This window comes from Pseudomonas sp. AG1028, assembly GCF_007993955.1.
Classification (GTDB): domain Bacteria; phylum Pseudomonadota; class Gammaproteobacteria; order Pseudomonadales; family Pseudomonadaceae; genus Aquipseudomonas; species Aquipseudomonas straminea.
Map to the genome: position 1 here is coordinate 1 of NZ_VIVP01000003.1, position 24,988 is coordinate 24,988.

A 24,988-nucleotide genomic window follows, 5' to 3' on the forward strand; every position below is an offset into this window, starting at 1 on the left:
GTCTTGGTCATCCTGGCTAGAAAGCTCGCCAGAGTCGCATTCGCCTTGATGAAAACTCAAGGCGAGTACATCAGCAGAAGGACATAAAGGCATTGCCCTAAACCATAGAATCTCCTACGCAAGTGCTCTGTGGGAGTGGTCTAGCCGCGATGACCGATTTCATCGGTGCAAACGCACCCCAAGGACATGCAATGAACGCGATAAAACAACCCGTCAAACCCGCCGCCGAGCGCGCGCCGTCCTATTACTCGGCCTCGCTCAATTTCGAGAGCGACTACCCGACCCTGCAAGGCAGCGTGACCGTTGACGTGGCCATCATCGGCGGCGGTTTCACCGGCATCGCCACGGCAGTGGAGCTGGCCGAGCGCGGCCTCAAGGTGGCCGTGGTGGAAACCCACAAGGTCGGCTGGGGCGCCAGCGGGCGCAACGGCGGCCAGGTCACCGGCAGCCTCTCCGGCGACGAAGCCATGCGCAAGCAGATGCGCAATACCCTGGGCGAGGCCGTGGACGATTTCATCTGGCAGCTGCGCTGGCGCGGCCACGCGATCATCGAGCGTCGAGTGGCCAGGTACGGCATCGCCTGCGACCTCAAATACGGCCATCTGCATACCGCGATGAAAGCCAGCCATCTGGACGAGCTCAAGGCCACCCATGACGAAGCGCTACGCCGCGGTATGGCGGGCGATGTCAGCCTGCTCGACGCCGCTGGCGTGCGGGCGCAACTGGGCAGCGACCTGTACTGCGGCGCGCTGAAGAACACCCGTAACATGCACCTGCACCCGCTCAACCTGTGCCTCGGCGAGGCCAGGGCTGCCGAAAGCCTGGGCGCGCTGATCTTCGAACATTCCGAGGTGCTGGAGATCGTCCACGGTCCGCGTCCGGCGGTGGTTACCACGGGCGGGCGCATCGAGGCCAAGCAGGTGCTGCTGGCCGGCGATGTCTACCACAAGCTGGAGCGCCGCCAGCTCAAGGGCCTGATTTTTCCGGCCATGGGCGGTATCGTCACCACCGCGCCGCTGGGCGAGCTGGCCCGCGAGATCAACCCGCAGGACCTGGCGGTGTATGACTGCCGCTTCGTGCTCGACTACTACCGCCTGACCGGCGATGGCCGCCTGCTGTTCGGCGGCGGCGCCAATTACTCGGGGCGTGATTCACGGGATATCGCCGGCGAGCTGCGGCCGTGCATCGAGCGCACTTTCCCACAGCTCAAGGGCGTGCCGATCGACTTCCAGTGGAGTTGCGCCATGGGCATCGTGATGAACCGCATCCCGCAGCTGGGCAAGCTGTCCGGCAACGTCTGGTACTGCCAGGGCTATTCCGGCCACGGCGTGGCGACCAGTCACATCATGGGCGAGATCATGGCCAAGGCCATCACCGGTGACCTGGAGCAGTTCGACACCTTCGCCGCCTGCAAGCACATCAAGGTGCCCCTGGGCGACCAGCTCGGCAACCCGATGCTGGCGGCGGGCATGTGGTACTACCAGATGCTGGAGAAGCTGCGCTGACGGCAGTTCGCCAGGGTGATCGTCACCCTGGCAACACTGATTCTTAGTCGTCGCGTTCGGCCTTGGCCGCACTCTCCGGCAAGAACCAGTTGAGCACCAGCGCACAGATGCCGCCGGTGGCCACGCCGGATTCCAGCACGTTGCGCAGGGCCGCCGGCATATGGGCGAGGAACTCCGGTACCTGGGAAACGCCGAGGCCGAGGGCCAGGGACACGGCGATGATCAGCAGCGCGCGGCGGTCCAGCTCGATGCCGGCGAGGATGTTGATGCCCGACGCCGCCACGGCGCCGAACATGACCATTGCCGCGCCGCCGAGCACCGGCTCGGGCACGGCCTGGATCACGCCGGCTACGGCCGGGAACAGGCCGAGAATCACCAGCACCAGGGCGATCCACACACCGATGTGGCGGCTGGCGATGCCGGTCAGCTGAATCACCCCGTTGTTCTGGGCGAAGATCGAGCTGGGAAAGGTATTGAACACGCCGGCCAGCAGCGAATTGACGCCGTTGACCAGCACGCCGCCCTTGATGCGTTGCATCCACAGCGGGCCTTCCACCGGCTGGCGCGACACCTTGCTGGTGGCAGTCACATCGCCGATGGCTTCCAGGGACGTCACCAGGTAGATCACCAGCATCGGGATGAACAGGCTCCACGAGAAGCCCAGGCCGAAGTGCAGCGGCGTCGGTACCTGGAACAGTTCGGCCTGGTGCATGCCGGTGAAGTCCAGGCGGCCCAGGTAGCCGGCCAGCGCATAGCCGACCAGCAGGGCGATGACGATGGCGCAGCTACGCATCCACACCACCGGGATGCGGTTGAGCACCACGATCACCGCCAGCACCACGCCGGACAGCAGCAGGTTCTCGCCGTTGGCGAAGGTGCCACCCGCCATCGCGCCGTAGCCGCCACCCATGCTGATCAGACCGACCTTGATCAGCGTCAGGCCGATCATCAGCACCACGATGCCGGTCACCAGCGGGGTGATCAGCTTCTTCACGAACGGCAGAATGCGCGAGATGCCGATCTCCACGAACGAGCCGGCGATCACCACGCCGAAGATCGCCGCCATCACGCCTTCCACCGGCGTGCCCTGCTTGACCATCAGCGCGCCGCCGGCGATCAGCGGGCCGACGAAGTTGAAGCTGGTGCCCTGTACCACCAGCAGGCCCGCGCCCAGCGGCCCGAAGCGGCGGCATTGCACGTAGGTGGCGATGCCGGAAATCACCAGGCTCATGGACACGATCAGGTTGGTGTCGCGGGCCGACACGCCCAGCGCCTGGCAGATCAGCAGGCCCGGCGTGACGATCGGCACGATGATCGCCAGCAGATGCTGCAGGGCGGCGAGGATGGCCACCAGCGGGCGCGGGCGGTCTTCGAGGCCGTAGATCAGTTCGCCGTTACGCGGGGAGTCACCTGGTTGCATAGTCGTGATCGCCTGGAAAAACGGCGGATTCTACTGCCTGCAAAGGGCAATCCCAAGTAGCGGTCGACCGGGTGATCGAGGTCCGGCTATCGGCGCGTTTTGCTGTAACCGGAGTCGCCTTGTGCTAGCGCTGCCGCTCTAGCTCGCGGCTGTGACAGGCGGCTCTAAGCTAATCATTAAATGTTATTGGAAGGATATTTTTTATAACCATAAATTTCTCGCAACAGCGCCACTGAGGCGCAGGCAGCCGGGACGGCTCGGTGCCCATTGCGAGGAGTTGCTCATGAAACATGCCTTAAAGACCCTGCTGCTCGCCGTCGTGGCTGCCACCAGCCTGCAGGCCCAGGCGGCCGATATCGTGATTGGCTACCAGACCGGCGTCGACCCGTCCAAGGTCGCCCAGGCCGACGGTGCCTACGAGAAAGCCATCGGCGAGAAGCTCGACTGGCGACGCTTCAATTCCGGCCCCGAAGTGGTGACCGCCCTGGCGTCCGGCGACGTGCAGATCGGCAACCTCGGCTCCAGCCCGCTGGCTGCGGCCACCTCGCGAAAATTGCCGCTGGTGACCTTCCTGGTCGCGGCGCAGATCAACGCCGCCGAGGCGCTGGTGGTACGCAACGGCAGCGGCATCGACACACCCGAGCAGCTGGTTGGCAAGACCATCGCCACGCCGTTCGTGTCCACCTCCCACTACAGTCTGCTCGGTGCCCTCAAGCACTGGAACATCGACCCGAGCAAGGTGAAGATCGTCAACCTCAACCCCGCCGAGATCAACGCGGCCTGGAAGCGCGGTGATATCGATGGCGCTTTCGTCTGGTCGCCGGCCCTGGGCGAGATCAAGCGCAGCGGCAAGGTGCTGACCGATGCCGCCGAAGTCGGCAAGTGGGGCGCGCCCACCTTCGAGGTGTGGGTCGCTCGCAAGGATTTCGCCGAGAAGCACCCCGAGGTGCTTGCCGAGTTCGCCGGCGTGACATTGGGCGCTTTTGCCGACTACCAGGCCAACGCCACCAAGTGGACCGCCGACTCCGAGCAGGCCAAAAAGATCGCCAAGCTGATCGGCGCCAATGCTGCCGATGTTCCCGAGTTGCTGGCCGGCTCGACCTATCCCGATGCGCAGCAGCAGGTGAGCGCCGAGCTGTTGGGCGGTGGTACCGCCAAGGCCACTGCGCGCACTGCCGAGTTCCTCAAGGAACAGAAGCGCATTCCCGCCGTCCTGCCGGACTACTCGCCCTACGTGAGCGCCGAGTACGTGCCCAAGGCGCAGTGAACCCGAATCACCTTCACGACAGGTTTGCCCCTCTTCGGAGGGGCTTTTTTAATTGAGGAGTCGACCATGAGCCGACTGAATGCCGAGCGGGTCAGCTTGAGCTTCGAGCGCCGCGGTGCTGCGCAGGTGATCCTGGATAACTTCGACCTGCAGATCGACAAGGGTGAGTCGGTGGTCGTGCTCGGCCCGTCGGGCTGCGGCAAGTCGAGCCTGCTCAACGTGCTGGCCGGTTTTCAGCCAGCGGACAGCGGCCGTGTGCATATCGACGGCAAAATCCTGCAAGGCCCGGGCGGTGAGCGCGGCGTGGTGTTCCAGGACGACGCGCTGATGCCCTGGCTGGATGCCCTCGACAACGTCGCCCTGGGCCTGCGCCTGCGGGGTCTGAACAAGGCCGAGCGCCATGCGCGGGCGCGGCAGGTGCTGGAGCTGGTCGGCCTGGCCAGCCATGCCCACCATCAGGTCGGCGAGCTGTCCGGCGGCCAGCGCCAGCGCCTCGGCCTGGCCCGCGCGCTGGCAGTCGATCCGGATTTCCTGTTGCTCGACGAACCCTTCGGCGCCCTCGATGCACTGACCCGCGAGCGTATGCAGGTGCTGCTGCTCGACGTCTGGAAGCGCACCGGCAAGGGCCTGTTCCTGATCACCCACAGCGTCGACGAGGCGCTGTTCCTGGCCACCGATCTGATCGTGCTGGATGGCCCGCCCGCCCGTGCGGTGCTGCGCCGGCAGTTGCCGTTCGCGCGCCGTTACACCGCCGGCGAGCCGGTACGTTCGATCAAGGGCGATCCGGCTTTCGCGCAGTTGCGCCAGGAGTTGCTCGATATCTTCCTGCAGGAGCCTGCCGACCATGCCTACTGAAGCGCTACGCAGCACTCTGAACGTCCGCCGTCGCCACCTTGTCATCGGCCTCGACCGCCGCCGCGGGGCCGCCTTCGGCACCCTGGCCGCGCTGGCGAGCCTGTGGTGGCTGGCCACGCACCTGGGCTGGATCGATACCATCTTCCTGCCGGCGCCCGAGCAACTGCTGGTGGCGCTCAAGGGCTTGCTGCACGACGGCTACCTGGACGCCACCCTGTGGCAGCATCTGAGCACCAGCCTGTGGCGCGTGCTGGTGGCCTTGCTGGCGGCGGTGATCACCGCCGTGCCGCTGGGCATCGCCATGGGCCTGAACCCGACCCTCAACGCCGCGCTCGACCCGCTGGTGGAGTTCTACCGGCCGATTCCTCCGTTGGCCTATCTGCCGTTGATGGTGATCTGGTTCGGTATCGGCGAGCTGTCCAAGGTGCTGCTCATCTACCTGGCGTTGTTCGCGCCGCTGCTGATCGCCACCGTGGGCGGCGTGCGCCGCGTCGACAAAGCGCGTATCCAGGCGGTGCGCTGCCTGGGGGCCAGCCGTCTGCAGGTGGTGCGCCACGTGATTCTGCCCAGCGCGTTGCCGGACATCCTCACCGGGCTGCGCATCGCCCTCGGGGTGGGCTGGTCGACGCTGGTGGCTGCCGAGCTGATCGCCGCCAATCAGGGCCTGGGTTTCATGGTGCAGTCCGCTGCGCAGTTCCTCGCTACCGACGTGGTGGTGGTCGGCATCCTGCTGATCGCCGGCATCGCCCTGGCTATCGAGCTCGGTTTGCGGGCTCTGCAAAAACGTTTCGCGTCCTGGAGTTGAGCACATGACTATCCAATTCGAGCGGATCGGCCAGGCCCTGGGCGCCCGCGTCACCGGTATCGATCTGGCGCAGCCGCTGACACCCGCCGACCATCAGGCGCTGCATCAGGGTTTGCTCGAACACCAGGTGCTGTTCTTTCGCGATCAGTTGCTGACGCCCGCGCAGCAGCGCAATGCTGCCGCGCTGTTCGGCGACCTGCACATTCACCCGATCTACCCGAAGATCGCGGAGCAGCCGGAAATCCTGGTGCTGGATACCGACCTCAACGACCTGCGCGACAACGCCCTGTGGCATTCGGACGTGTCGTTCATCCAGTCACCGCCGCTGGGCTCGCTGCTCAGCGCCCGGCACGTGCCGCCCCACGGTGGTGACACGCTGTGGGCCAGCTGCTCGGCGGCATACGACGCGCTTTCCGCGCCGATCCGCGGGCTGCTCGACGGCCTGACCGCGGTGCATGACCTGGCCCTGTCGTTTCCGCTGGAGCGCTTCGGCAATACCCCGGACGCCCTGGAAAAATGGAACGCCGCCCGCGCCGCCAATCCGCCGGTGATCCATCCGGTGATTCGCGTGCACCCGGAAACCGGGCGCAAGGGCCTGTTCGTCAGCGAGGCGTTCACCACGCGCATCAACGAGCTGGAGCCGGGCGAAAGCACCGCGCTGCTGCAGATGCTCTTCAAACAGATCGCCCGACCGGAATTTTCCGTGCGCTGGCAATGGCGCCAGGGCGACCTGGCCTTTTGGGACAACCGCCTGACCCAGCACTACGCCTGCGACGACTACCGCCCGCAGCGGCGCATCATGCACCGCGCGACGATTCTCGGCGATCGGCCGTTCGGCTCGGGCGCCGCGTCGGCCTGAGCCGTCCGCCAATCCCTGGCCGCGTCGTAAGCGCCACTCCCGAGGACCCATCAGTAAGCGATGATGCCGTGCCGCCACGCCTGTTTATGCTGGCGTAGTGACGTCGTGCTCAATACCGCTCTCCCTCGCAAGCGAAAACCTGAACTTAGCAGCGTCCTCCAGTGACTGATTGATTAAGGGCGATCAGCCCACCTGAATTCACAGCCCTGGAGGCGAATATGTCGGATCATCACACCTACAAGAAGGTCGAGCTGGTTGGCTCGTCCACTTCGAGTATCGAAGATGCCATCAACAATGCCCTGGCCGAGGCCAGCAAGAGCATTCGGCATCTGGAGTGGTTCGAAATCACCGAAACCCGTGGTCACATCGCCGACGGCGCAGTGGCTCACTATCAGGTAACCCTGAAGGTTGGCTTCCGCATCGCCAACAGCTGATCGCGGGCATCGCAGCCGCACGACTTGCCAGACCGGCAATCAGCGGCTTTCATTGAGCCGGGCCAATTTCAGCCCGGCGTTGTTCACTGGTACGAGGGAGCGTTTGTGATGAAGAACGTGTTGTTTGCAGCAGCCCTGATGGCATTCGCTGGCTCGACCTTCGCGGCGGCCAAAGACTGCGAAACGCTGAAAGGCGAGATCGATGCGAAGCTCCAGGCCAAGGGCGTTGCGTCCTACACCCTGGAAATCGTTGATAAAGGCAGCGTGACCGACCGCCAGGTCGTGGGTACCTGCGGTGGTGACACCAAGGAAATCGTCTACCAGCGCAACTGATGACGATGGCCTGAAGCCGGCTCGCAGCCCTCTGCGGTGCCGGCTTTTTATTGCCTGCAATTTGCCATGAGGTGGCCTGAGCTGGACGGGAGGCGTAGGATAAGACCTACTGTTTTACTCGGATAAGGCCCCGGCGTTATCCATCAGCAAGGATCTTTTCATGTCCGCACTCGCCAAACTTCCTTTCTCCGTTCTCGATCTGGCACCGATTCGCGACACCGGCAGCGCCCAGCAGGCGCTGCACAATTCGCTGGCGCTGGCCCGGCACGTCGAGTCGCTGGAATTCAACCGCTTCTGGGTCGCCGAGCACCACAACATGGATGGCATCGCCAGTTCGGCCACCGCCGTGCTGCTCGGCTACCTGGCCGCCGGCACCTCGCGCATCCGCCTGGGCTCGGGCGGGGTGATGCTGCCCAACCACGCGCCGCTGGTGGTCGCCGAGCAGTTCGGCACCCTGGCGACCCTGTATCCGGGACGCATCGAGCTGGGCCTGGGCCGCGCACCCGGCGCCGACCAGTTCACCGCCCATGCGCTGCGCCGCGAGCGCTCCGGCAGCGCCGACGACTTCCCGCAGGACGTTACCGAACTGCAGCGCTATCTCGGCCCGCGCACCTCGGATCAGCGTGTGATCGCCATGCCTGGCAGTGGCACCAACGTGCCGATCTGGTTGCTCGGCTCCAGCCTGTTCAGCGCCCAGCTGGCCGGTGAGCGCGGCTTACCCTATGCCTTCGCTTCGCACTTCGCGCCGCGCTACGTACATGAGGCGATCCGCGTCTACCGCAACGCTTTCAAACCGTCCGAGGTGCTCGACAATCCCTATGTGATGCTCGGCGTGCCACTGCTGGCCGCCGATACCGACGAGCAGGCGCAGTACCTGGCGACCTCCGCCTATCAGCGCATCCTCTCGCTGATCCGCGGCCAGAGCCTGGTGCAGCGCCCGCCGGTGGAGTCGATGGAAGGTTTGTGGTTGCCCCATGAGCGCGATGCGGTGGGCAGCTTCCTGGGTATGGCGGTGATCGGCGGGCCGCAGAAGATTCGTGCGCGCCTGGAGGTATTGCTGGAGCAGACCGAGGCCGACGAGCTGATCTTCACCTGCGACCACTACGACTTCGCCGACCGCCTGCACGCCTTCGATATCCTCGCCGGCCTGCGCTGAGCAGCCGGTCACCCGGCAAAAAACTCGAACTTGCCCGGCCGCTGTCCCTCTGAATTCTGTACCCCTTATCAACAGGAGCGTAAAGATGAAGAAGACAGCATCGGCCCACTGGCAGGGCGGCATCAAAGATGGCAAGGGCACCATTTCTACCCAGAGCGGTGTGCTTTCCGAACAGCCTTACGGCTTCAATACCCGCTTCGAAGACAAGCCAGGCACCAACCCTGAAGAGCTGATCGGCGCGGCCCATGCCGGCTGTTTCTCGATGGCACTGTCCAAGGAACTGGGCGAGGCGGGCATGACTGCCGAGAGCATCGACACCAAGGCCGAAGTGACCCTGGACAAGCAGGACGGCGGTTTCGCCATCACCGCCGTGCATCTGTCGCTGAAAGCCAAGATCCCGGGTGCTGACCGCGCTGCCTTCGAGAAAGCAGTGGAAACCGCCAAGACTGGTTGCCCGGTATCCAAGGTGCTGAACGCCGAGATCACCCTGGAAGCCGTGCTGGAAGCCTGATGGTTCCCCCTGAGCCGCATTGCGCGGCTCAGTCGCTTTTATCCCCTCAGATTAAAAAGTGCCGCAGCGCAGATTCTTGCCCTGCGCCAACGCGTTGCGGTCAGCATCGTAGAGCACGGTATAAGCACGCATCGCTGCCGAGCGGGCCTCGACGCGATAGCGCTGACCAGCCTTGAAGTCGTCATAGCGAATTCGCACATCACAGGTCAGCTGCTGCGGCTCTGAGATCATCGACACGCCACCGCCGCCAGCAATCTCGAAGCGATAGCGCATCTCCAGTTCATGGGCGCCAGGGGTTACCTGGAAATAGCGGCCGTCATTGACGCGCTCGCGATCCAGGCGCTCGGCCATCAGCAGGTCGATACCTTCGCCCTTGAGATCGATCCATGCCATGTTCGGATCGGCAGCCGGCAGCGGCGACGCACAGGCGCCGAGGAGCAGCAGGCTGGCAAGCAGGAGGGGCTGGCGCATGGTAGTGTCTCCCGGTGAGACGATTCATGGATGACGGCAGTATCGCGCAAAGCGGCCGCGACTTCGCGGTAGGATGAGCCGATCCCCTTTGCATGACGACCGCCATGTTCAAGCAGTGCATTTCTTCTGTAGTCGACCTGTCGCGGCGCGCCGCGGTTCCCCTTTTGGCCTCGGCGCTGGCCGGCTGCAGCACGGTCGATTATTACGGGCAACTGGCCCGTGGGCAGCTGCAATTGCTGAGCGCGCGTCAGCTGGTGCAGGCGCTGATCGAGGATCCGGCCACCGAGCCGAAGTTGCGCGAGCGCTTGGAGCTGTCCCAGCAGGCGCGGCGCTTCGCCAGTGAGAAGCTGGCGTTGCCGGATAACCGCAGCTACCGACTGTATGCCGATCTGCACCGCCCCTTCGTGGTGTGGAACCTGTTCGCCACCGACGAGTTCTCGCTGCAGCCCCAGCTGCACTGCTTTCCCATTGCCGGCTGCGTGGCCTACCGCGGCTTCTACGAGCAGAGTCGGGCCCGTGGCGCGGCGGCTCTGCTCAACGCCCAGGGGCTGGATACTTATCTGGGCGGCGTGGAGGCCTATTCGACCCTAGGCTGGTTCGATGACCCGATCCTCAACACCATGCTGCGCTGGAGCGATGAGCGCCTGGTGGCGGTGATCTTCCATGAGCTGGCGCACCAGCAGTATTACCTGGCCGGCGACACGGCGTTCAACGAGTCCTACGCCACCTTCGTCGAGCAGGAAGGTTTTCGGCAATGGCGCACGGCGCGTGGGCTGCCGGCGCCCAAGGAGGTCGGCGTGCAGCCCCGCGAGCAGTTCACCTCGCGGGTGCTGGCCAGCCATGCACGCCTGGAAAAACTCTACGCCAGCGGCCTGGATGCCGAGGCGATGCGCGCCGGCAAGCAGGCCGAGTTCGAGCGCCTGCGCGCCGAGTACCGACAGCTCCGCGCCAGCCAGTGGAACGGCGTCGGCTACTACGACAGCTGGATCGACGGGCCCCTGAACAACGCCAAGCTGTTGCCTTTCGGCCTCTATGATCAGTGGGTTTCAGCCTTCGCCGGGCTGTTCGCCGAGGTGAATGGCGACTGGCCGACGTTCTACCGGCGCGTCGCCGAACTGGGCGCCTTGCCGCAAACGCAACGGCAGATACAACTGCAGGCGTTGTCCGTTGTCCGAGAGTAGGGTCCGAATAACCAGACGCAGAGGAAGGTCGTGATGAGAGGATGGATGGTAGCGATGCTCTTGCTAGGCATGCTCAGCAGCAGTGCCTGGGCGTCGCCCAAATCGTGCGAGGAGCTCAAGAAGGAAATCGAGGTCAAAATCCAGGCCGCGGGCGTCACCAGCTATACGCTGGAAATCGTGCCCAACGAAGAGGTCGAGGATGACGCCATGGTGATCGGCACCTGCGACGGCGGCAGCAACAAAGTGATCTACCAGCGCAACGACCTGACCGGCTCGCGGATGATGTAGCGGCCTGGCCCGCTATCGTTTTAGCCGACGAACGCCTGGTGCAGCTGAGCCAGTGTCTGCACATGGTAAGCCGGGCGCTCGCCAGCGAGCTCTTCCAGGCTGCCGAACCCGTAACCCACCGCCACCGCCTGCAAACCGTTGCTGTGGGCGCCGATCAGGTCATGCTTGCGATCGCCGATCATCAGCGTATCCGCCGCATCCAGACCTTCCTGTTCGAGCAGGTGGGCGATCAGCTCCACCTTGTTGGTGCGCGTGCCGTCCAGTTCGCTGCCGTAGATGGCCTTGAAGTAACGGGCGAAGTCGAAGTGACGGGCGATCTCGCTGGCGAATACGGTGGGCTTGCTGGTGGCGATGTACAGGGTGCGGCCCTGCGCCTGCAGCAGCTGCAACAGCTCGATCACGCCGTCGAACAGCTGGTTTTCATACAGGCCTACCTCACGGAAACGATCGCGGTAGTGGTTCACCGCCTCCCAGGCGTGGGCTTCGCTGAGGCTGTAGGTGTGCATGAAGCACTGCAGTAGCGGTGGGCCGATGAAGTGCTCCAGTGCCACCAGGTCGGGCTCGTGGATATCCAGTTTCGACAGCGCATATTGCACCGAGCGGGTGATGCCCTCACGCGGGTCGGTGAGGGTGCCGTCAAGGTCGAAGAGAACGGTGCGCTGCTGCATGTCGGGGTATCCGCTGGCCTGAATCGGTGCGGATTGTCCCGCACCGCAAGGCGCAGGGGCAAATCAGGCAGCGAGTGGACGGTAGACCCAGCGTAGGCTCAGGTGGGTCAGCGGCCAGAGCATCGCCAGCAACAGAACGCCGAACAGCACCATCAACACCAGCACCAGAAACTCCGAGCCGGCATACAGCGCTACCAGCAAGACGAACGCCAGCACGGCGGCCACCAGCAGCCAGATCGCCATGCACAGCAGTACGCTCGCCAGCAGACGGCCAACGGCCAGCCTTGCCAATTGCGCCGGCAGCGAGCGGTAGGCAGCAATCATCGCCACCAGCCCATACACCAGGCCGACCACGTTGCTAAGCCCCAGCAGCCACTCCATGCCGTAAGGGCTGATCATGTGGGTGGGCAGTAGCGTCAGCAGCTTGGTGTAGAACACGATGAACAGCAGGCCGAAGGCCAAGGCGGCTTCACCGCGGCTCACCTGGGTAAGGCCGCTCTGGAACTGGCCCGCGCGGCGCATCAGATAAAGGCTCAGCCACAGCGGCAGCAGCGTCGCCAGCATGAACGAAACCAGGTTCAGCGGCAGCATCAGCAGCGTGGGCGAAAGGCCGCTGGCGTTTTCATACAGTGAAGGCGCCAGCTGAGCCCACAGTAGGTTGTAGAGCAGACCGACCACGAAAATGGCAATCAGATACAGGCCCACGAACAGCGCGACAAGCAAAGCCGGGCGGCTGACATCCACCAGGCTGTGGCGCTGCAGGTAATAGCGGGCGAGCAGCAGCGCACTGCAGCCGTCGACGGCCAGAGCGCTGAGCCAATAACCGCCCAGCTGCCACAGGTTGTTCAGGTAGGCCTGGAAATACTCCGGCTCCAAGGTCAGCCACATGATGACCCAGCGAATGACGATGCTGGCCGTGCAGCACGCGAGCGCCGTGAACAGCAGGCGCATGGGCAGTTGCGACCCTTGGCGAGCTTCATGGGAAGCGCCTGGCTCGGCCGGATTAATCGCGTAGGGATTGACCATGAAGGTTCCTGATTAGACTGGAGAGCTACGGTTGACGGTATGGCAATTCAGGCGGTGCCTTATCGCGGCGGTGGCGGCAGCCATTGCGAGCGGCCGAACCGATCGCGCAGCCAGGTGAGCGGCCACATGAAGGCCGACAGAATCAGCAGATACTCGAAGAACCGAAAGGGCACCACTATCCAGCTGCTCAGCTCACCCACCCGCTGGCCGCTGGCATCGACGAAGTGGAAGTCGTAATTCACCCCGGTACTGGCGCCGCCGTGGGAGACGATCTCCCGGGTCTGCAAATGCGCGCCTGCCGGGGCGAACAGCCACTCCAGCGGCTTGTTGTAGACCGGGTTGCCACGGGCATCGAGGAGCATGGCGACATAGGCGGTGATGGCTATCAGTAACGCCGCCGCCACCGGCTTCGCCCAGGTGACGCGACCCTTCCAGGCAATGGTGGCGAATATCAGCAATACCGACACGCTGGCTACGCCATCGATAAAGATCGCCCCCGTGAAGAACAGGTAGAAGGCCAGGCCAATCAGGCAGAACCCGCCGATCGCGGCGGTGGCGATGGCGAAGATGTAGAGAACGGTCAGGAAGTTGGAGCGTGGTTTTTTCATGGGGGCGATTCTAGCGCAGGGCAGAGTGGTTCAGGTGCCGTCGGTATGCAGCCGGTGGGTGCCGCACTGCACGCAGCGAAACAGGTAGCCGGTCGGGCTGTCATCCGCGCTCAGCGCCTGCACATAGGCAGGAGAAAGATCCTGCAGATCACCTGTCAGTTGCGGGCGAAGCTGTTCTATCTCGGCAGCACCGACATACCCGATGAACTGGCACAGCTGCCCGCAATGCACCAGCCATTCGGCCTGCTGCCAGGCCAGGTAACCCGGCGTGCGGTCACACACCTCGGCGATCAATTCTTCACCCGGGGCGTTAGCCGAGGCCGATGGGTCCGGTTCCCAGCCTTCGATGCACAACTCGTCGTTGAATTGCCCTTCGTAATACCTGGCGGCGCTGCCATCGGCGATGCACCAAGGGCAGAGGTAGTCGGGTTTTTGTATGGCGTAGAACGGACCTTGGTACTTCCAGTCGCGCTGCTCGCCGCAGCACGCGCAGGTGCCGGCTTCTCGCTCGAACAGGTCCAGCTGATAAACATTGGGATGCAGGCGGAAGGTGGGTAGATCCTGTGTCACTGGTCATTTCCCGCTGGGTATTGGATCGTTGACAGGCTTCGGCGAAAGCCATGAAGGTAAGCACTGTACCGGTATTTCTGGAGTATTGGATTTGATGGCCAAGCGTAAGCGCAAGACCTTGCCCAAGGATTTCGGCCAACTGCTTGAGCAGGCCTCACTCGAGGAGCTGATTGCCGTGTTCGACCAGTGCGAACTCGAGGCTACCGGCGGCTACAGCAAGAGCACGGCACTGGGCTTCTACAACTGCCCTGATGAGCTGGTGCGCTGGCTGGTTGAACAGGGCGCGGGCATTGATGCCCGCGACACCTATCAGCGTACGGCGTTGCACCATCGCAGCTCCAGCTGGAAGGGCGGCGTTGATCTGTTGCTGGATCTGGGTGCCGATATAGAGGCGCAGGACTACCAGGGTGATACGCCACTGCATGCAGCAGCCAAAAGTCACAAGGTGCAAGCGCTCGCTGCGTTGATTCGTCGTGGCGCTGACATCGATGCCAGGAATCGTCAGGGGCATGGCGTACTGCAGATCGCGCTGGCCACCACCAGCAACGCCGACATCGAGGCAACCGCGAAGATTGCCCAGATCCTGCTGGATGCAGGCGTGCCGGCAGACGATGCCATGCTGGCCGAGGTGCAGCGTATTGGCCGTGAATTCGAATTTCACCGCGCAGGCTTCAACCCGGACTATCTCGAGGCGACGGATGCAGGACTGGCCTGTCTGTATGGCCTGTTCGGCGTCACGCCTGTCGCCTCGCGCCAGCTTCACGATGGCAAGGCTGCCATCAGTGTCGCGGACGGCCCCTGGCACAACCAGCACCAGCAACTCTGGCAACTGCTGGTGCCATCTAACGGCCCGGCCGCCACCGTGCAGGGTGAGGTGATTCGCCTCAGCGGGCGTATTTCCCGAGAAATACATCACAACGGTGCGGCCAACTGGGATGCCGACTTCAAGGCCATGTTGACGGCGCTGGTCCGTCATCTGGGTAATGCCGTGCCGCTGCCGCCTGGCGAGCTGGCCGAAGCCCAGGCGCTGGCGGCCGCGCTGTGCGGCGGTGACGATGACGTTGCACGTACAGACCGGCTCAGTGCGCTGGCAGTGCAATGGGTAATCGCCAACCCGCAGCCTTTGTCGTTGCCTCTACCGGCTTACCGCCGCTGAGCGGTCCTGGACTGACCGGCGAGTAGCCGGCTCAAGCGTTGCGTCAGAGGAGCGCGCGCCTTGCGGGTTTTGAACACGCCAGGCACGTGCAGCAGCATGGCGGCCCAGCGGTAGTCACGCAGCTTGCGGTCGCTGGACAGCAGATAGTCGCGCAACTCCAGAGCCGACTCGCGGTGGTAGGCCCAGAGCAGATGGTGCTTGTAGTCCACGGCGTAATACGCCTCGCCTGGCCAGGCCAGCTGGTGGCGACTGCGCAGGCCGCAGGGGGCACAGATCAGGGCACCGAGCGTATGGCCGTACTGTTGGCGCAGGTAGCGCGAATGGCACCAGTCCGCTGCCTGGTAGCCCTCGGGTAGATCATGTAGCGCCTGCCGCGGGTCACCGTGCAACCCTTGGAAGTACACGGCCATGTGCTGGAAATGACCATCGCGGCTGGGGCGTAACTGGTACTCGAAGGCCGAATGAGCCTTAAATAGCGGCACCTCCAGCTTGCGTCGTATCACCCGTGCTTCGGCGAATTCGAACGAGGCTTCGCGGCTGCACCGGGGGCAGCGTACCGCCAGTTGATAAGGCATCGGGTTCCATTCGTAGAGCCCGGTCACGGCTTGCTCTCGATCAGCTGTACCCAGGCATCGACTTTTAACTCGGCCCAGGGCGCCAACTCGACCTGCGGCAGGTAGATACTTTCAAGGCGCAGTTGGTGTGCGGATGCTGCATCGGTATGGCGCGCCGTGCGGGCACGGTGAGGATTGTTCATGGGCATGACAAGGTCTTCGAGGTGGCGAAAAGGTTGGCTCAGCCGTCGAACCAGCTGTCGTGAATCCCTTTGGAGCGCCGGTACAGCAACAGTCCGATCCTGGCGCCCAGCACAAGCACAACGAAGATGCCTACCGTCAGCCAGCTGTCACCAAAGTAGTGCTCCAGCACGACGTAAAGCAGCGCCACGGGAATGAATAGCGCGGTGTAGATCAGGTAGCGTTTGATCACTGGGGTGGACACTCCTCTTGCTCGTCTTTCAATGGGCACTTGACCACGGCCTTGCCTGTTTGCCATGCCGCCTGGACTGCCACGGCCTCCTTGATGGTGCTACGGTGCGCGGCCTTGCGCGCCGCCAGCTTGGCCGCGCGGTTGGCGGTATTGGCAGCTTGGCCGGAGAGTGCTCTTAGCGCCTTGCTCGACTGGTAGACCGTCTTGCCAGTGCTCAGCATGCCGGGGGCGACGGTGCCAATGGCCGCCGAGGCCGCTACGTGTTTCCAGTTGATGTCGATGCAGCTCAGTTTGATATCGGTCAGCGAACGGTCATTATCCCAGTTGTCCTTCATTTGGCCGATGATCTGCTTACCGCCTTGCATGCCCACCTCGATGGCGGCACCTAGTGCCGCGCGGCCAAGGAAGCCGGCCACGATTACCAGTGGCACGATCAGGCCAGTGGGGTCGTAGGCCACCACCGGGTTGGCATGGGCGTATTGGTAGGGATTGGCGCCTCCTGCGAGGCCAATAGGATCCTGGCTGGTATAGCGACCCAGCTCCGGTAGATAGTAACGATGACGGTTGTAGTACAGCCCGCTCTCCCTATCGTGGTACTGGCCCTGGAACCGGACGGGTTGGTCACCCGGGCCGGTTTCATCGCGCACGGCGAGCCAGTCGTCAGGCTCGGCGTGCCAGTGCTCCAAGCCTCCGTCGTCACTAAGGCGCAGGGGCGTGCCGATCTGGTCATTGTGGAAGAAAGTGATGTGCGGGGCTTCCATTGCCGGCCGACAGGCATCGGGCAAGGCCTGGCCCTCCAGCGCCAGTGTGCGGCGTACCTGCAACAGCTCTTCGCTTTGCGGCGTGCACCGTTGCTGCAGACGTAGCAGAGGTACGTAGCTACCGGGCTCGTGTACCAGCGTGCGAACCTGCGTGTCGTCGACCTCGGCACATTGGCGATCGTCGTCCCAGCCGAAGCGCGTCAGCGTGTCATGGTCTCCGCGGCGTACCAGTTTGGTAATGCGTCGGCCCAGACCATCATAGCGGTACTGGGCCTCCAGGCTGCTGCCATCGGCCTCATAACGCGTGAGCTGCACCAGCCGCTGCGCACCGTCGTAGCCCAGCAGCAGGCGGCTGCCATCGGCGCCAATGCGTTCAACCAGATTGCCGGCGGCATCGAAGCGATACTGGTTTCCACCATAGCGCGTGACGCGATTGCCTACCCACATCGTATTGACCTGAGAGGGCCCTGTTCCTTGTCGCTGCTCCGTGTGCTGGTAGCCGGAGCGGTACAGCTCATTGTGTTGATGACTCGACTGTCCTTGGCCGCCAGCCAGCTCGTCGAGAAGGTCCAGGCGATTTCCCGCGGGGTCAAAGTAATAGCGGTACGGGGTGGCGTGGCCCTGCTGGCTGGCGACCAGACGCCCGCCGGGCTCGTACTGGTAGCGGCGAGGCAGGTAGTGGTCATCATCGACGGCCGTCAACTGACCCCAGGCATCGTGTCGATAACGGCGTTGCCAGCCGGCGCCTTTGGCGGCGCTGAGCCGCTGTTGGGCTAGCCGGCCCAGCGGGTCGTAGCCTTGCGTTTGTTCGAACAGCACGCCGGGCTGGCCCAGGCGACGCGCATCACGGTGTCTCTCGCGGTGTAGTGCATCACGTTCGAAAGCCATCTCCACATGAGCCACACGTATGCCGTGGAGATGCCCGGGGCCGTAGGTCAACCAGGCCAGCGGTGGGGCGTCGCCGTAGCGGCTGAGTTGGCGCACGCCCTGCTCATCGTGCTCATGGGCAACGTCATAGACCCAGCCATCGGCATGAATCTGGTTTTCCAGACAGAGATTGCCAGCTTTGTCGTAGACCAGATGAACCTGGCATTCGGGATTGCTGACACTGGCCAGGCGACCATCGGCGTGCCAGCAATAGCATTCACGGCTCGGTGCCGCGAAAGGCGTGCCTGGCAGCTCGCGGGCGATCAGGCGACCATCGCGATCATAGGCATAGCGGGTTTCCAGGCCGTCGGCATCCACTCGCGCTATGCATTCATCGGCGGCATTGTACTGATAACGCTGCACGCGACCGTCGAAGCCGGTCTGTTCCACCAGGCGGTCCACGGCATCGTAGACGAAGCGGGCCTGTGCACCGTTTTCATCGATCATGGCGCACAAGCGTCCGGCCGCATCGTAGCGATAATGCTGCGTGCGGCCAGCTGGGTCGGTCGCCTGTACCAGGCGACCTGCATGGTCCCAGACGAACTGAGTGGCATTGCCAGCGTCGTCGCTGATCGCGATCTGCCGGCCCTGAGCGTCGTAGCGATAGTGCAGGCGGGTTCCATCGGCAAAGATCACTGCCGTTACTTGGCCGAGTGCATCGTATTGCCAGCGGGTAATCTGCCCTAGTGCATCTTGGCTGGCGACAAGCTGTCCTTCTGCATCGTATTCGTAGCGGGTTGTATGGCCAGAGCAGTCGGTGTGGCTGGTCAACTGGCCAAGCGTGCTCCACTGCAAGATGCGCACGCTACCCGTGGGAGTTGTGATGGAGGTCGGGCGATCCGGGAGCCTGAGGTCACCATAGGTGTAGTGCGTCACGCCTGAGGGGCCTTCGACACGCAGCACGTTGCCTCGCGTATCGCGCTCGAAGCGCCAGGTTCGCCCCTCTACATCCACCAGTTCATCGAGCAGGTCGGTTTGCTCGTTGATAACCTGGCGATAGCGGTGCCGAGCCGGCGACTGCTCTTCGCGCAGACGCCCCTGGCCGTCGAGTCGCCGACGTGTTTCGCGGCCAAGTGGATCGCGGAAAGCCACTTGGCGGCCGAACAGGTCGTATTCGAACTCGAACCTGCTGCCATCGGCGCGCGTCAGCGCCGTCCAGCGCTGTTCTCCACTCGCACCCGTGAAGTGGTAGCGCTCCATACGCCCGAGGCTGTCGACGACCTTGGTGCTGTCTTTCTGGTAGTGGAACTCGCGAACCAGACCGTCCTTTTCGGTTTGCCGTATCACCCGCCCGGTAGGTGTATGCTCGTCCCATTCGTAGCGCACCTCCAGCCCGCCCGGCTCGCCGTGGGCGATCATGAGGTGATTGCACCAGGCGAACACCCTGACCACTTCGCCCTGGCGATTACGCACCGCGATTAGGTCACCGCTGTCGTTGAATTCATAACGCACCAGCCAGTCGAGGCCAGGTGCCTGTGGATCGATGATCGGCGTGGGGCCGGCATGGCTGGCGAGTACCACACCGAACAAACGCATGCCGTCGTCGTTATCGCCGGGCGCGCAGACCATCTGGTAGACCAGCACATAGCTGCGCCCGGCGCTGTCGCGGATGCTGGTCAGATGCCCCCGCTCACCCCAGACATATTCCGTGCGATAGCCATTGCGTCCAAACGTGGCATGCAGACGCCAGACACCGTCAGACTGGCGTTGAAACTGGTAGTGGTCGTTGCCGTCGAGCAGGAATATCGCGCCTTCGTCTCGCTGCTGAGGCTCAGCTATTGCGGCCCAGCGGGCGCCCCATGGTTGCCAGGGCTGGGCTGATGAGTCATTCAAGCCACCACGGCGGATCCACAGACGTTCGCTGCCGGAATAGAAGGACATTCCAGGCGCCAGGGGGGGAAAGCTGATGCGCCGTGCCTGAGCATCCACCAGCACACAGGCCTGTTCGCTCAGCTCCAACTGCATGCTTTCGCCTAGCAGCCACCAGCCTTGCCCCAGGCTGCCCACACGCGCATTACTGGACAGATAACCGCGCGCGAATGTGAAGGTGTCCGGGGCGGTGAGGGCGAAATCGATCTCTTCAGGCAGCAGCTTGCAGCCCAGCATCGGGTTGACGGGCTGGCCGACACTCGGCAGGCAGGCTGATACGCGATCTGCGATCCCCACCGCGGTGCTGCCCACATGCACTGTCGGCGAGCCTGTGGCGATCACCCCGCCGGCGACCTTTTCGCCGACATGGGATACCGGCAGACCGGAACCACTCATAACCCAATTCCCCGGAACGGGTTTGGCGCAGCTTGCTCGGATTCACCAGGTCGGGCGCCGTAGACGCGCTGCGCATGCGATGTACCGACTGTCGCGATCAGGCTTCTCAACCTATCCATCCGCTGCGATGCCCCTGCATTAACAGTTGATATCCACCTTCGGCGAGAGGATCTCGATCTCGCCGGCGGTGATGCGGATGGTGCTCTGCCCACAGCTCAGGCGGATTTCCTGGTCGGCAGTCAGTTCGATGGTCTGGGCGCCGAGGCGAATGCTCTTGCCGTCCAGGGTGACGCTGGAGCCCGCGTCGTTGCCGCCAACGCTGATGGCGTACTGTTCACCCACCGAAGTGGTTTTCTTCTTCGCCACCTGGGTGCTCTGATTGAGGCCCACCAGGGTGTTCATCATCATGCCGACGTTGAGGCTGTAGCCCAGGCCGACGTTTTCCATGCGCCCCATGCCGACGTTCTGCAGCGAGGCCATGAGGATGGTCTCGGATTTGTTCATGCCGATCTTGACCGTCTCGTTCTTGTCCACCGTCTTGCTTCGGTTGCCATGCACGGTGATGGTCTCGTTTCGATCCACGGTCTCCGTGCGGTCGCGCTTGACCTTCACGGTCTCGTCGTTGTCGATGGTCTTGCTGCGGTCGTGGCCGACCCAGTGGGTCTCGTCGTTCTCGACCTCGATGTCCTGGTTTTTCTCGGCGTGGATGAACAGCTGCTCTTCGCCCTTCTTGTCCTCCATGCGGATTTCATTGAAGTTGGCCGGCGTGCCACCCTTGCTGGAGCGGCTTTTCACCCCGCTCTGGGTGGCATTGGCGGGCAGGTCGTAGGGCACCGTCTGCTCGGCGTTGTAGACGCGACCGGTGATGATCGGCCGGTCGGGATCACCTTCCAGAAAGCTGACGATGACTTCCTGGCCGATGCGCGGAATCTGGATCGCGCCCCAGTTCTTGCCCGCCCAGTTCTGCGACACGCGAATCCAGCACGAGCTGTTCTCGTTGGATTGGTCGTGGCGGTCCCAGTAGAAATGCACCTTCACGCGGCCGTATTGGTCGGTCCAGATTTCTTCGTCCCTGGGGCCGACCACCATGGCGGTCTGCGGGCCCTGCACGATGGGCTGCGTGGTCAGCGGCAGCGGGCGGAACACCTGGCTGGCGTCGATGCAGGTCAGTGCGCTGTCGAACTGGAACGCCACGCTGTCGCTACCGCTCTCGTAACGCTCCTGGGTGATCAGGTAGTCGGCGGCGACGATCAGGTATTCGCGGTTCTGATCCTCGCGCGGGTAGCCGGTCATGCTGAACAGGTTGCCGGCGCCGAGCCCCCGTGCGTTGGTTTTCAGCTGCACCCGCTCATGCTGGGTGTGGATGGCCTCGATGCGGTTGCGGGCGTATTGCTCGCCGTCCTTGCTCTGCACGTATTCGCCCGGGTAATCGTAGAGCGGATAGTCGGCGTTGCTGTGGGCGCGGGCGATGCTGGAGCGTACTTCCAGGCGCGCGCTGGGGCGCTGGAAGTCGTAGTCGTTGAGCTCCAGGGAGCCGGGCTGCACCTCGCGCGCCATGCGCCAGTCGTGAATGTGGTCACGCTCGCGCATCTGGTCGTCGAGTGGGTAGAAGGGCACGCTGGCATAACCGGGCGCCGTGTGGTGGGCGCCGTAGGCATCGCAGAGCACCAGCACGTGACGGGATTTCTCGTGGCGGAAGTAGTAGTAGATGCCTTCCTGCTCCATCAGCCGGCTGACGAAGTCCAGGCTGGTCTCGCGGTACTGCACGCAGTACTCCCACTCGCGGTAGGAGCGGGTCAGGGCATCCTCGAAATCGGAGAAGCCCAAGTCGCGAAACACCTGCTTGATGATCTCCGGCACCGTCTTGCTCTGGAAGATCCGGCAATCGGAGGTGCGCGACAGCAGCCACAGCCAGGGCTTGAGCGTCACCTGATAACTGGCGAACTGGCCACGGTGGGCGGTCTGGCTGCAGCGCGCGACGATGCCATGGAAATAGCGGTCGCTGCCGTCGGCCAATTGCACGGCCAGGCCCATGGGCTTGCCGAGCAATGCGTCCAGCGACAGGCCGTCATCTTCAGAAATCAGCGCCAGCTCATGGCTGAATGGCCGTCCCAGTTCGTCGTGGCCCTCGAGCCGCTCCAGTACCAGCGTGTCACCGCCCAGGGGGCTGGTGATCACGGCCATGCGGGCTGCCTGGGTGATTGCCATCATCTTCCCCTATCGATTACTGCGCAGCTGCGAACTCATAGTGCAGATCCTGGTTCTGTACGCTCACCTGCACGCCGGCGAGCGGCTTGCCTTCGAGCAGGCGGCCGAGGAACTCGCGGCTCATGTCCGGCAGCATGCTGTTGGTGAGGATCGCGTCGATCTGCCGGCCACCGCTCTCGTTCTCGGTGCAGCGCGACACCACCAGGTCGACCACCGCATCGTCGTAGCTGAACGGCACCTTGTGGGTGCTTTCGATGCGCTTCTTGATGCGCTCTAGCTGCAGGCGGGTGATGGCCTTGAGCATGTCGTCCGACAGCGGGTAGTAGGGGATGGTCACTAGGCGGCCGAGCAGGGCCGGCGGGAAGATCTTCAGCAGCGGCTCGCGCAGCGCCTTGGCGATGCCTTCGGGCTCGGGCATCAGCTCGGGGTCGCTGCACAGCCCGGCGATCATCTCGGTGCCGGCGTTGGTGGTCAGCAGGATCAGGGTGTTCTTGAAGTCGATCTGGCGGCCTTCGCCGTCCTCCATCACGCCCTTGTCGAATACCTGGAAGAAGATCTCGTGGACGTCCGGATGCGCCTTCTCGACCTCGTCGAGCAGCACCACGCTATAGGGACGACGGCGTACCGCTTCGGTCAGTACGCCGCCCTCGCCGTAGCCGATGTAGCCCGGTGGCGCGCCCTTTAGGGTGGACACTGTGTGGGCTTCCTGGAACTCGCTCATGTTGATGGTGATGACGTTCTGCTCACCGCCATACAGGGCTTCGGCCAGGGCCAGGGCGGTCTCGGTCTTGCCCACGCCGGAGGTGCCGGCGAGCATGAACACGCCGATCGGCTTGTTGGGGTTGTCGAGCCCGGCGCGGGAGGTCTGGATGCGCTTGGCGATCATCTCCAGGGCGTGGTCCTGGCCGATGATGCGTTTCTTCAGGTGCGCATCCAGCTTGAGAACGGTCTCGATCTCGTTGCGGGCCATGCGCCCGACCGGGATGCCGGTCCAGTCGGCGACCACCGAGGCCACGGCCTGGTAATCGACGGTCGGCAGGATCAGCGGGTCTTCGCCTTGCAGGGCGCTCAGGCGGCTCTGCAGATCGGTGAGCGTGCTGCGCAGGGCGGCGTGCTCCTCGTCGCTCAGGCGGGCAGCGCCGGCCTCGCGGCTGGTGTCGTCCACCGGTTCGGCGGCGGCGCGCAGGCTGGCGCGGGTGGCCAGCAGCTCGTCGACCAGCGCCTTCTCCTCGCTCCAGCGCGCCTCCAGGCCCGCCAGGCGGCTACGCTCCTCGGCCAGCGCCGATTCGCTGTCGCGGCGGCGGCTGCCGATGTTCACACCGATGGCCTCTTCACGGCCGATGATCGCCAGCTCGGTTTCCAGGGCTTCGATGCGTCGACGGCTGTCGTCCACCTCGGCGGGCACCGCGTGCAGGCTGATGGCCACGCGTGCGCAGGCGGTATCGAGCAGGCTGACCGACTTGTCTGGCAACTGGCGCGCCGGGATATAGCGGTGCGACAGCTTGACCGAGGCTTCCAGGGCCTCGTCGAGAATCTGCACCTGGTGGTGCTTTTCCATGGTCGAGGCGACGCCGCGCATCATCAGGATGGCGCGATGCTCGGAGGGCTCGTCGACCTGCACCACCTGGAAGCGACGGGTCAGGGCCGGATCCTTCTCGATGTGCTTCTTGTACTCGGCCCAGGTGGTGGCCGCCACGGTGCGCAGGGTGCCGCGGGCCAGGGCTGGCTTGAGCAGGTTGGCGGCGTCGCCGGTGCCCGCCGCGCCACCGGCGCCGACCAGGGTGTGGGCTTCGTCGATGAACAGGATGATCGGCTTGGGCGAGCTCTGCACGTCCTCGATGACCTGGCGCAGGCGCTGCTCGAACTCACCCTTCATGCTGGCGCCGGCCTGCAGCAGGCCGACGTCCAGGCTGCGCAGCTCGACGTCCTTGAGGCTTGGCGGTACATCGCCGGCGACGATGCGCAGGGCGAAGCCTTCGACCACCGCCGTCTTGCCCACGCCGGCTTCGCCGGTGAGGATCGGGTTGTTCTGGCGGCGGCGCATGAGGATATCGACCAGTTGGCGAATCTCGTCGTCACGGCCGACGATGGGGTCGAGCTTGCCGCTGCGCGCCTGTTCGGTGAGGTCGACGGTGAAGCGCTTGAGCGCTTCCTGCTTGCCCATGGCGCTCGGCGCGATGGCGCCGCTGGCCTCGCCCGGCGCGGCGCCGGCCTGGAAGCCGTCGGTGGCGGTCAGTGCGTTTTCCGGCGAGGCGCCGACCACTTCGTCGAAGCGCTCGGTCAGGGTCTCGACCTTGAGCTTGTCGAACTCACGGGAGATGGCCAGCAGCGCGTTGCGCAGGCTCGGCGTCTTGAGGATGCCGACGATCAGGTAGCCGGTGCGCACCTGGCTTTCGCCGAACATCAGGCTGCCGTATACCCAGCCGCGCTCGACCGCTTCCTCGACATGGGAGGACAGGTCGGTGATCGAGGTGGAGCCACGCGGCAGCCGGTCCAGGGCTTCGGTGATGTCCTTGGCCAGGCGCGCCGGCTCGATGCTGAACTGGCGGATGATCTGGTGCAGGTCGGAATCCTGCAATTGCAGGATCTGGTGCAGCCAGTGGCTCAGTTCGACATAGGGGTTGCCACGCAGCTTGCAGAACACGGTGGCGGCTTCGATGGCCTTGTAGGCGACGCTGTTGAGCTTGCCGAACAACGCGGCGCGACTGATTTCACTCATTTTCCTGT

General features: G+C 63.9%; 24 protein-coding genes. 12 read left to right on the top strand and 12 right to left on the bottom strand.

What is annotated here, in order from left to right; all coding sequences use genetic code 11:
• The first annotated feature begins 191 nt into the window (after window positions 1–191).
• On the top strand, window positions 192–1,505 hold the full coding sequence (locus FB481_RS05235) for an FAD-binding oxidoreductase (RefSeq protein ID WP_147175295.1): 1,314 nt from the start codon (window positions 192–194) through the stop codon (window positions 1,503–1,505).
• A 43-nt stretch (window positions 1,506–1,548) separates the two neighbouring features.
• Here the strand turns inward: FB481_RS05235 and FB481_RS05240 are convergent, their stop codons facing one another.
• Entirely contained in the window at window positions 1,549–2,925 is a 1,377-nt protein-coding gene (locus tag FB481_RS05240; protein ID WP_147175297.1) for a uracil-xanthine permease family protein, read from the bottom strand.
• Between the two features lie 283 nt (window positions 2,926–3,208).
• Between FB481_RS05240 and tauA the strand changes: the two genes are divergently transcribed.
• From tauA to FB481_RS05280, 8 genes are all read left to right on the top strand, one after another.
• A complete protein-coding gene (tauA, locus tag FB481_RS05245; protein WP_372239544.1) occupies window positions 3,209–4,192 on the top strand; it encodes a taurine ABC transporter substrate-binding protein in 984 nt (327 codons plus the stop codon).
• A gap of 66 nt (window positions 4,193–4,258) precedes the next feature.
• The gene (locus tag FB481_RS05250) at window positions 4,259–5,047 is read left to right on the top strand and encodes a taurine ABC transporter ATP-binding protein (protein WP_147175301.1); all 789 of its coding nucleotides are present in this window, start codon (window positions 4,259–4,261) and stop codon (window positions 5,045–5,047) included.
• Window positions 5,037–5,852, top strand: coding sequence for a taurine ABC transporter permease TauC (gene tauC / locus FB481_RS05255; RefSeq protein ID WP_147175303.1), 816 nt, complete (start codon window positions 5,037–5,039; stop codon window positions 5,850–5,852). The genes FB481_RS05250 and tauC overlap by 11 nt, the downstream gene beginning before the upstream one ends.
• Window positions 5,853–5,856: 4 nt before the next feature.
• The gene (gene tauD / locus FB481_RS05260; RefSeq protein ID WP_147175304.1) at window positions 5,857–6,711 is read left to right on the top strand and encodes a taurine dioxygenase; all 855 of its coding nucleotides are present in this window, start codon (window positions 5,857–5,859) and stop codon (window positions 6,709–6,711) included.
• Window positions 6,712–6,929: 218 nt separating this feature from the next.
• Window positions 6,930–7,145 (top strand): dodecin, encoded by a 216-nt coding sequence (locus FB481_RS05265; protein ID WP_013789361.1) that lies wholly within the window; start codon window positions 6,930–6,932, stop codon window positions 7,143–7,145.
• Between the two features lie 108 nt (window positions 7,146–7,253).
• Window positions 7,254–7,478, top strand: coding sequence for a DUF1161 domain-containing protein (locus tag FB481_RS05270; protein ID WP_093500659.1), 225 nt, complete (start codon window positions 7,254–7,256; stop codon window positions 7,476–7,478).
• A 160-nt stretch (window positions 7,479–7,638) separates the two neighbouring features.
• Window positions 7,639–8,634: an LLM class flavin-dependent oxidoreductase gene (locus FB481_RS05275; RefSeq protein WP_147175306.1), complete on the top strand. Its 996-nt coding sequence runs from the start codon at window positions 7,639–7,641 to the stop codon at window positions 8,632–8,634.
• A gap of 85 nt (window positions 8,635–8,719) precedes the next feature.
• The gene (locus FB481_RS05280) at window positions 8,720–9,145 is read left to right on the top strand and encodes an OsmC family protein (RefSeq protein WP_075928408.1); all 426 of its coding nucleotides are present in this window, start codon (window positions 8,720–8,722) and stop codon (window positions 9,143–9,145) included.
• A gap of 51 nt (window positions 9,146–9,196) precedes the next feature.
• Here FB481_RS05280 and FB481_RS05285 read toward each other — a convergent pair whose 3' ends face one another.
• On the bottom strand, window positions 9,197–9,616 hold the full coding sequence (locus FB481_RS05285; RefSeq protein ID WP_147175308.1) for a hypothetical protein: 420 nt from the start codon (window positions 9,614–9,616) through the stop codon (window positions 9,197–9,199).
• A gap of 104 nt (window positions 9,617–9,720) precedes the next feature.
• Between FB481_RS05285 and FB481_RS05290 the strand changes: the two genes are divergently transcribed.
• Entirely contained in the window at window positions 9,721–10,797 is a 1,077-nt protein-coding gene (locus FB481_RS05290; protein WP_178109848.1) for an aminopeptidase, read from the top strand.
• A gap of 33 nt (window positions 10,798–10,830) precedes the next feature.
• Window positions 10,831–11,085 carry a DUF1161 domain-containing protein gene (locus FB481_RS05295; protein WP_147175312.1) on the top strand — a complete coding sequence of 85 codons (255 nt, stop codon included), beginning with the start codon at window positions 10,831–10,833 and terminating at the stop codon, window positions 11,083–11,085.
• Between the two features lie 20 nt (window positions 11,086–11,105).
• On the opposite strand, the gene FB481_RS05300 is transcribed toward FB481_RS05295, so the two are convergent.
• From FB481_RS05300 to FB481_RS05315, 4 genes are all read right to left on the bottom strand, one after another.
• Complete coding sequence (locus FB481_RS05300; RefSeq protein ID WP_147175314.1) at window positions 11,106–11,753, bottom strand: HAD family hydrolase; 648 nt, start codon at window positions 11,751–11,753, stop codon at window positions 11,106–11,108.
• Window positions 11,754–11,816: 63 nt separating this feature from the next.
• Window positions 11,817–12,779, bottom strand: coding sequence for a hypothetical protein (locus FB481_RS05305; protein WP_147175316.1), 963 nt, complete (start codon window positions 12,777–12,779; stop codon window positions 11,817–11,819).
• 59 nt (window positions 12,780–12,838) lie between these two features.
• Window positions 12,839–13,387, bottom strand: a complete 549-nt coding sequence (locus FB481_RS05310) for a hypothetical protein (protein ID WP_147175318.1) — start codon at window positions 13,385–13,387, stop codon at window positions 12,839–12,841.
• A gap of 30 nt (window positions 13,388–13,417) precedes the next feature.
• Window positions 13,418–13,957, bottom strand: a complete 540-nt coding sequence (locus tag FB481_RS05315; protein ID WP_147175320.1) for a CbrC family protein — start codon at window positions 13,955–13,957, stop codon at window positions 13,418–13,420.
• A 94-nt stretch (window positions 13,958–14,051) separates the two neighbouring features.
• On the opposite strand from FB481_RS05315, the gene FB481_RS05320 reads away from it, so the two are divergent.
• Complete coding sequence (locus tag FB481_RS05320; RefSeq protein WP_147175322.1) at window positions 14,052–15,113, top strand: ankyrin repeat domain-containing protein; 1,062 nt, start codon at window positions 14,052–14,054, stop codon at window positions 15,111–15,113.
• Here FB481_RS05320 and FB481_RS05325 read toward each other — a convergent pair.
• The 6 genes from FB481_RS05325 to tssH all read right to left on the bottom strand — a co-directional run bounded on the left by FB481_RS05325 (window position 15,101) and on the right by tssH (window position 24,980).
• On the bottom strand, window positions 15,101–15,715 hold the full coding sequence (locus FB481_RS05325) for a hypothetical protein (RefSeq protein ID WP_147175324.1): 615 nt from the start codon (window positions 15,713–15,715) through the stop codon (window positions 15,101–15,103). The two genes, FB481_RS05320 and FB481_RS05325, sit on opposite strands and share 13 nt — an antisense overlap.
• Window positions 15,712–15,870 carry a hypothetical protein gene (locus FB481_RS23160; RefSeq protein ID WP_167363083.1) on the bottom strand — a complete coding sequence of 53 codons (159 nt, stop codon included), beginning with the start codon at window positions 15,868–15,870 and terminating at the stop codon, window positions 15,712–15,714. The genes FB481_RS05325 and FB481_RS23160 overlap by 4 nt, the downstream gene beginning before the upstream one ends.
• Before the next feature lie 38 nt (window positions 15,871–15,908).
• Entirely contained in the window at window positions 15,909–16,100 is a 192-nt protein-coding gene (locus FB481_RS05330) for a hypothetical protein (RefSeq protein ID WP_093500637.1), read from the bottom strand.
• Complete coding sequence (locus FB481_RS05335) at window positions 16,097–20,053, bottom strand: RHS repeat-associated core domain-containing protein (protein WP_147175325.1); 3,957 nt, start codon at window positions 20,051–20,053, stop codon at window positions 16,097–16,099. Before FB481_RS05335 ends, FB481_RS05330 begins: the two co-directional genes overlap by 4 nt.
• 138 nt (window positions 20,054–20,191) lie before the next feature.
• Complete coding sequence (gene tssI / locus FB481_RS05340; protein WP_147175327.1) at window positions 20,192–22,261, bottom strand: type VI secretion system tip protein TssI/VgrG; 2,070 nt, start codon at window positions 22,259–22,261, stop codon at window positions 20,192–20,194.
• A gap of 16 nt (window positions 22,262–22,277) precedes the next feature.
• The gene (gene tssH / locus FB481_RS05345; protein WP_147175329.1) at window positions 22,278–24,980 is read right to left on the bottom strand and encodes a type VI secretion system ATPase TssH; all 2,703 of its coding nucleotides are present in this window, start codon (window positions 24,978–24,980) and stop codon (window positions 22,278–22,280) included.
• Window positions 24,981–24,988 lie beyond the last annotated feature (8 nt).

Excerpts from the sequence above, each read along its gene's own strand:
- FB481_RS05235 (WP_147175295.1), top strand. The coding sequence starts at position 192 with ATGAACGCGATAAAACAACCCGTCAAACCCGCCGCCGAGCGCGCGCCG.
- FB481_RS05240 (WP_147175297.1), bottom strand. The coding sequence starts at position 2,925 with ATGCAACCAGGTGACTCCCCGCGTAACGGCGAACTGATCTACGGCCTC.
- tauA (WP_372239544.1), top strand. The coding sequence starts at position 3,209 with ATGAAACATGCCTTAAAGACCCTGCTGCTCGCCGTCGTGGCTGCCACC.
- FB481_RS05250 (WP_147175301.1), top strand. The coding sequence starts at position 4,259 with ATGAGCCGACTGAATGCCGAGCGGGTCAGCTTGAGCTTCGAGCGCCGC.
- tauC (WP_147175303.1), top strand. The coding sequence starts at position 5,037 with ATGCCTACTGAAGCGCTACGCAGCACTCTGAACGTCCGCCGTCGCCAC.
- tauD (WP_147175304.1), top strand. The coding sequence starts at position 5,857 with ATGACTATCCAATTCGAGCGGATCGGCCAGGCCCTGGGCGCCCGCGTC.
- FB481_RS05265 (WP_013789361.1), top strand. The coding sequence starts at position 6,930 with ATGTCGGATCATCACACCTACAAGAAGGTCGAGCTGGTTGGCTCGTCC.
- FB481_RS05270 (WP_093500659.1), top strand. The coding sequence starts at position 7,254 with ATGAAGAACGTGTTGTTTGCAGCAGCCCTGATGGCATTCGCTGGCTCG.
- FB481_RS05275 (WP_147175306.1), top strand. The coding sequence starts at position 7,639 with ATGTCCGCACTCGCCAAACTTCCTTTCTCCGTTCTCGATCTGGCACCG.
- FB481_RS05280 (WP_075928408.1), top strand. The coding sequence starts at position 8,720 with ATGAAGAAGACAGCATCGGCCCACTGGCAGGGCGGCATCAAAGATGGC.
- FB481_RS05285 (WP_147175308.1), bottom strand. The coding sequence starts at position 9,616 with ATGCGCCAGCCCCTCCTGCTTGCCAGCCTGCTGCTCCTCGGCGCCTGT.
- FB481_RS05290 (WP_178109848.1), top strand. The coding sequence starts at position 9,721 with ATGTTCAAGCAGTGCATTTCTTCTGTAGTCGACCTGTCGCGGCGCGCC.
- FB481_RS05295 (WP_147175312.1), top strand. The coding sequence starts at position 10,831 with ATGAGAGGATGGATGGTAGCGATGCTCTTGCTAGGCATGCTCAGCAGC.
- FB481_RS05300 (WP_147175314.1), bottom strand. The coding sequence starts at position 11,753 with ATGCAGCAGCGCACCGTTCTCTTCGACCTTGACGGCACCCTCACCGAC.
- FB481_RS05305 (WP_147175316.1), bottom strand. The coding sequence starts at position 12,779 with ATGGTCAATCCCTACGCGATTAATCCGGCCGAGCCAGGCGCTTCCCAT.
- FB481_RS05310 (WP_147175318.1), bottom strand. The coding sequence starts at position 13,387 with ATGAAAAAACCACGCTCCAACTTCCTGACCGTTCTCTACATCTTCGCC.
- FB481_RS05320 (WP_147175322.1), top strand. The coding sequence starts at position 14,052 with ATGGCCAAGCGTAAGCGCAAGACCTTGCCCAAGGATTTCGGCCAACTG.
- FB481_RS23160 (WP_167363083.1), bottom strand. The coding sequence starts at position 15,870 with ATGAACAATCCTCACCGTGCCCGCACGGCGCGCCATACCGATGCAGCA.
- FB481_RS05335 (WP_147175325.1), bottom strand. The coding sequence starts at position 20,053 with ATGAGTGGTTCCGGTCTGCCGGTATCCCATGTCGGCGAAAAGGTCGCC.
- tssI (WP_147175327.1), bottom strand. The coding sequence starts at position 22,261 with ATGGCAATCACCCAGGCAGCCCGCATGGCCGTGATCACCAGCCCCCTG.
- tssH (WP_147175329.1), bottom strand. The coding sequence starts at position 24,980 with ATGAGTGAAATCAGTCGCGCCGCGTTGTTCGGCAAGCTCAACAGCGTC.